Below are 5493 nucleotides of genomic sequence, written 5' to 3' on the forward strand. Positions count from 1 at the left end.
GGGCCCCACCGCCCAGGCGGCGCCGCCGGTCGACGTTTCCCGCAACCCGGCCGCGCGTTTCGTCGCCTCCTTCATCGGCAACCCGCCGATGAATTTCCTCACCGCCACCAAAATCGCGGATGGAAGCTGGAGCGTAGCCGGGCTGACGCTGCCCGGTCCGAAGTCGGACAGGCAGAAGATCGAATTCGCCATCCGGCCCGAGGATGTCGACGCCGGCGGCAACGGGTTGCAGGCCACCGTGCGCGTCATCGAGCCGCTCGGGTCGCACACGCTGGTCACCTGCGACGTCGAAGGCGGCCTGTTTCGCGCGGTGCTGGACACCAGCGCCACCGTTGCCGTGGGCGACCGCCTGCGGCTCGCCCCCAAGCCCGACCGCATCCGCTGGTTCGATCCAGAAACCGCCAATGCCCTCTGAAAGACCTCGATCCCCCATGACCGCATCTGCCGCAAAAGACATCATCGCCCGCGCCGTCGAGGTGCTGAAGGAAAACGACCACGGCGACTACACCATACCGACGAAGGGGCTCTACCCGTTCCAGTGGAACTGGGATTCCTGCCTGACGGCGCTTGGCCTCGCCCACTATGACGAGGCGCGCGCCTGGACCGAGATCGAAACGCTGTTCGCACACCAATGGCCCGACGGCATGGTTCCGCACATCGTCTTCCATGTCTGGAACGACGGCTATTTTCCCGGGCCCGAGGTCTGGCGCACCGATCGGCCGACCGCCACTTCTGGCATCACTCAGCCGGCCGTCGCCGGCTTCGCCGTGCGCCGACTGTTCGACCGGGCACGCGACAAGAAGCTGGCAGCCGAGCGGGCTCGCAGGCTGCTGCCCCGGATCGATGCCTGGCACCGTTGGTTCTACGAAAACCGCGATCACAAGGGGGAGGGGCTGGTTGCGATCATCCACCCCTGGGAGTCCGGCCGCGACAACTCCATCGATTGGGACGAAGCCTTCGAGCGCGTGCCGACCGAAGGCGTCGAACCATACACGCGCCGCGACATCCTGCACGCCGATCCGGCGCATCGGCCGACTCAGGCGCAGTACGACCGCTATCTCTGGCTGGTGCAGCATTTCCGCGGGCTGGGCTGGGACAATGCCAGGCTACACGACGCCTCGCCGTTCCAGGTCGTCGATCCCGGCTTCAATGCCATCCTGATCCGCGCCGCGGCCGATCTTGCCGATCTCGCAGAGGTGCTTGGCGAAATGGATATCGCCAATGCCAATCACGCTCGCGCCGAAAAGGGGCTGGCGGCGATGGAGCGCCTGTGGAGCGACGCGCATGGCCAATACCTCTGCCTCGACCGTATCACCGGAAAGCTCGTCGACAGCGCCTCGGTCGGCGGCATGCTGCCGGCTTTCGCCGCCATCCCCAACGCGCGCGCCGCCGCGATCGCCGCGACCGTCGAGCGCCTCGCCGGCAAGGCGCGTCACATCGTGCCTTCGCACGATCCCGACGACCCGCGCTTCGATGCCAGGCGCTACTGGCGCGGACCGGTCTGGCTGGTGGTCAACTACATGATCGCCGACGGCCTTCTCGCCGCCGGCCACGCCGAGGTCGCCCGGCGCATCACCCGCTCCAGCCTCGACCTGATCACCGAAAGCGGCTTCGCCGAATATTACGATCCGCTTACCGGAGAACCGCTCGGCGGCGACCGTTTCACCTGGACGGCGGCGATGGTCATCGAGTTTTTGCGCGGAATGTAAGGGCGCGTTCATCGAGCCTGTAAACTTTGCGGCGGCGGGAGCTACACCAGCGCGCCGCAAACGGCTATCAATCGTCGCGTCATCATGCTTCGGAGGTCATGAAGGGGCGGCTTGCAGCTGGATTTGAAAACAATCGAGGCTTTGGCCCCCGACCAGGCTTCGCTTGGCGCCGCCGCCAAGCTGACCAAGCGCTCGACCTGGCCCCGCCTCGAGACGAACGAGCAACTGGGGCTCGTCTGGGGCGAATGCCAGACCAGGGTCGCCCCGGCTACGATCCGTCCATGGCCGGTCGCGGCATTGGGTATCCCTGTCTTTGCCTGCACGCCGGACCATTTCCCCGACATGATGGCGGCGGCGCTGCGCCGGGAGGATATCGGCGCCTGGGTGGCCGGAGCGGACATCAAGCTCATTCGCGCCGATGCGGACACGCCAGGCGCGGCCGAGTAAGCCTGCCGGCCCGACACTCAGAACGGCTTCTCGCCGACGATCTCGAAGCGCTCGACCGCACAGTCCTCGGAGATCACCGCCAGCACATCGGTCGAAGGCTCGACCGCGTCGGGCTGCTTCCATTGAACATCGAAGGAAAACACGAAGCGGTCGCGGTCGGTATCGTGCTCCATGCCGACGAAACGCGCGCTGTAGCCGAGTGGCCGGACCATTTCCTGGAGGTCGGGTGGCGAGTTTTTCGGCCATGAGACCGAAAGCACCGCCTTGTGGTCGCGGGCAATCTTGAGATCGACCCATTTCAGCGCCTGAAGCGTCACCAGGGTCAGCACCGTCGCGATCGCGCCGAGGCCGAACTGGCCGCCGCCGAAGGCGAGCCCGATCATCGTCATGATCCACATCGTGGCGGCGGTGGTGACGCCGGTGACGAGATCGCCGCGCCTCAGAATGGCGCCGCCGCCGATGAAGCCGACGCCGGTGAGCACGCCGAGCGCAAAGCGCATCACATCCATGCGCACGAAGGAGTCCGGCCCTTTGCCGGTCACATCGAGCAGCATGTTGGCCTGGACCATTGCGACGCAAGCCGCCAGGCCGACCAGTATGGTCGTGCGCAAACCGGCGGAGTGGCCGCGCGCCTCGCGGTTCAAGCCGATGAGGAAGCCTGCGAGCAACGTCAGCAACAGCCGCGCGACGAGATCCGGCCAGGTCGGGTGAAGCGGCATATCGCAGCAAAGCGGCTCGAACATCGTCCGTCAGGGCAGCCTGCGCGCCCCTCCGTTGCGTCTGGAATGTTCAACTTGGCTTGGCCGCCGATGGTTCCGTGGCCGGCGCCGTTCGATCCCATAGGGCGCGAACGGTCCTTCACCGAATGGCGATGCTCAGCACCAGTGCCAGCACGACGATGCCGACCAGCCCGGCGATGAAGATGATGCGCCTTGCGCGCGTGCGCAGGATGATTTCGCCCTGCCGCGCATCCTGGCCGGAAAAGACCGGGCCTTGCCTGTCGCGGTCCTTGCTCATGATCTGCTCCTTCCCCTGCGGGTGGCACGGGAGGTGTCGGAACAGGAACCGATCTGCTGGCATGAAGTTCCGCCGAACTTGGCGGCAATGCCGGCGGGAGCGGCAAGCACTCCCGCCGTCGACCGGCCATAACGCGGCCGGCAAAATTCCCGGCTTTCAGCCGAATTTCGGGTCGAGGCTGCCCGACTTGTAGCGCTTGGCCATATCCGACAGCGGGATCGGCTTGATCTTCGGCGCGTTGCCGGCGGTGCCGAACTGCTCGAAGCGCTCCTTGCAGAGCTTCTTCATCGCCGCCATGGCCGGCGTCAGATATTTGCGCGGATCGAACTCGCTAGGGTTCTCGGTCAGCACCTTACGGATCGCGCCGGTCAGCGCCATGCGGTTGTCGGTGTCGATGTTGATCTTGCGCACGCCATGCTTGATGCCGCGCTGGATCTCTTCCACCGGCACGCCCCAGGTCGGCTTCATCTGGCCGCCATACTTGTTGATGATCTCCTGCAACTCCTCCGGCACGGAGGACGAGCCGTGCATGACGAGATGCATGTTGGGCAGACGGCGGTGGATCTCTTCGATCACATTCATCGCCAACACCGCGCCGTCCGGCTTGCGTGAGAATTTATAGGCGCCGTGGCTGGTGCCCATGGCCACCGCCAGCGCGTCGACATGGGTGTCGCGCACGAATTGCTCGGCCTGCACCGGGTCGGTGAGCAACTGGTCGTGGCTGATCGCGCCTTCGACGCCGTGGCCGTCTTCCTGCTCGCCGCCGCCGCTTTCCAGCGAGCCGAGCACGCCGATCTCGCCTTCCACCGAGACGCCGCCCCAATGCGCCATGTCGACGACGCGCCGGGTGATGCCGGAATTATAGGCATAGTCGGCCGGCGACTTGCCGTCTTCCTTCAGCGAGCCGTCCATCATCACCGAGGTGAAGCCGTACTGGATCGCGGTAACGCAGGTCGCTTCGTTGTTGCCGTGGTCGAGATGCATGCAGACCGGAATGTCGGGGTGGATTTCGACCAGCGCGTCGATCAGCTTGGCCAGCACCACGTCATTGGCGTAGGCGCGGGCGCCACGGCTGGCCTGCAGGATGACCGGCGACTTGGTCTCCTCGGCCGCCTCCATGATGGCGAGCCCCTGTTCCATGTTGTTCATGTTGAAGGCAGGCACGCCATAGCCGTGTTCGGCGGCATGGTCGAGCAATTGTCTCAGTGTGATGCGAGCCACCCAATAGTCTCCTGTATTTGGTTGCAGGCGGGATTTACCAATGGTCAGGCCAGGCCCAACCACTTGCTTCTGGCCGGATTTCCGACGGACCGCAACCACTCTCGTTGCGGCCCTGAAATCCAAATCGGTTTAGTTCTGGCGCACCGGTCGGGCTCAGGCGGCGATGCGTGCGCGTGCGGCGAGGATTTCGACGCAGGCTCTCGCCGCTTCCATGCCCTTGACCTCGAAATGCTCGTGGAAGAAGCGGTGATGCTCGGCGCTATCGTGAAAATTGTGCGGCGTGAGCACGGCGGAAAGCACCGGAACGCCGGTTGCAAGCTGCACGGTCATCATGCCGTCGATGACGGCGCTGGCGACGAAATCGTGCCGGTAGATGCCGCCATTGACGACGAAGCCGGTGCCGAGGATCGCGGCATAGCGGCCGGTTTCGGCGAGCGTCTTGGCGTGCAGCGGGATCTCGTAGGCGCCAGGCACGTCGAAGATGTCGACGCTGAAACCACCGAGCGCGGCAAGCTCCGCCTCGAAGGCCGTCACGCACTGGTCGACGATATCGGCATGCCAGCGCGCTCTGATGACGGCAACGCGGCGGGTCTGTTGATCTTTGGGGAAATGCTGATTCATGGGTCCTTCCTTCCGTTTCGAACCAGAATCAGGACGCACGACGCAAAAACCGGCCCGCGCCAGCGGGCCGTCCTTGCGTACGTTCTCTTCCATCCGGACTGTAACCGTCGGCTCCGGAATTACACCGGATCTGCTGACCCTCCCGTTTCCGGAAGGCGCTCGCGGGCTTGGGTCGAAACCCTTACCGCCGGTGGGGACTTTCACCCCGCCCTGAGAACTTAACGCGGCTTGTATGGAGGAGGAGGACCGGCGCTGTCAATTGTCGCCGTCGCCGGAGCTGCGATCTCCCCCCTTGTGGGGCGATGCCCGGCAGGGCAGAGGGGGGCGCGAAGGATCGCGGCGCTGCAGGATCTGTCCAGCCGATAGATGGGTAACACTTTGAACCGGATACATAGGTTACAGTTTTCCCCCTGAGTTGCTGTCCGCCGCAGTGCCGTCTGGTCGGGGTTGAAGGGCACTGCGGCGGACCAGTTTTTTG

6 protein-coding genes, 1 pseudogene and 1 riboswitch are annotated in these 5493 nt (G+C 64.9%); of the genes and pseudogenes, 3 read left to right on the forward strand and 4 right to left on the reverse strand.

Annotated elements, in window-relative coordinates:
* The 3 genes and pseudogenes from EOA29_RS23370 to EOA29_RS23385 all read left to right on the forward strand — a co-directional run.
* Positions 1–415 (forward strand): TOBE domain-containing protein (locus tag EOA29_RS23370; protein ID WP_145969758.1); only part of this gene is annotated, 415 nt, incomplete at its 5' end.
* A 16-nt stretch (positions 416–431) separates the two neighbouring features.
* Positions 432–1709: a trehalase family glycosidase gene (locus EOA29_RS23375; protein ID WP_127221616.1), complete on the forward strand. Its 1278-nt coding sequence runs from the start codon at positions 432–434 to the stop codon at positions 1707–1709.
* A gap of 245 nt (positions 1710–1954) precedes the next feature.
* Positions 1955–2156, forward strand: a pseudogene (locus EOA29_RS23385) (hypothetical protein); the annotation flags it as partial.
* A 17-nt stretch (positions 2157–2173) separates the two neighbouring features.
* On the opposite strand, the gene EOA29_RS23390 reads toward EOA29_RS23385, so the two are convergent.
* The 4 genes from EOA29_RS23390 to EOA29_RS23405 all read right to left on the reverse strand — a co-directional run bounded on the left by EOA29_RS23390 (position 2174) and on the right by EOA29_RS23405 (position 5015).
* Entirely contained in the window at positions 2174–2899 is a 726-nt protein-coding gene (locus tag EOA29_RS23390) for an MgtC/SapB family protein (RefSeq protein WP_127221618.1), read from the reverse strand.
* A gap of 115 nt (positions 2900–3014) precedes the next feature.
* Complete coding sequence (locus EOA29_RS23395) at positions 3015–3173, reverse strand: peptide ABC transporter permease (protein ID WP_126095396.1); 159 nt, start codon at positions 3171–3173, stop codon at positions 3015–3017.
* Positions 3174–3329: 156 nt separating this feature from the next.
* Entirely contained in the window at positions 3330–4394 is a 1065-nt protein-coding gene (gene fba / locus EOA29_RS23400) for a class II fructose-bisphosphate aldolase (RefSeq protein WP_059185845.1), read from the reverse strand.
* A gap of 153 nt (positions 4395–4547) precedes the next feature.
* A complete protein-coding gene (locus tag EOA29_RS23405; protein WP_127221620.1) occupies positions 4548–5015 on the reverse strand; it encodes a 6,7-dimethyl-8-ribityllumazine synthase in 468 nt (155 codons plus the stop codon).
* 77 nt (positions 5016–5092) lie between these two features.
* Positions 5093–5237: riboswitch (FMN riboswitch) on the reverse strand.
* Positions 5238–5493: the final 256 nt, after the last annotated feature.

Source organism: Mesorhizobium sp. M1E.F.Ca.ET.063.01.1.1 (assembly GCF_003998155.1).
In the GTDB taxonomy this organism is placed as follows: Bacteria; Pseudomonadota; Alphaproteobacteria; order Rhizobiales; family Rhizobiaceae; genus Mesorhizobium.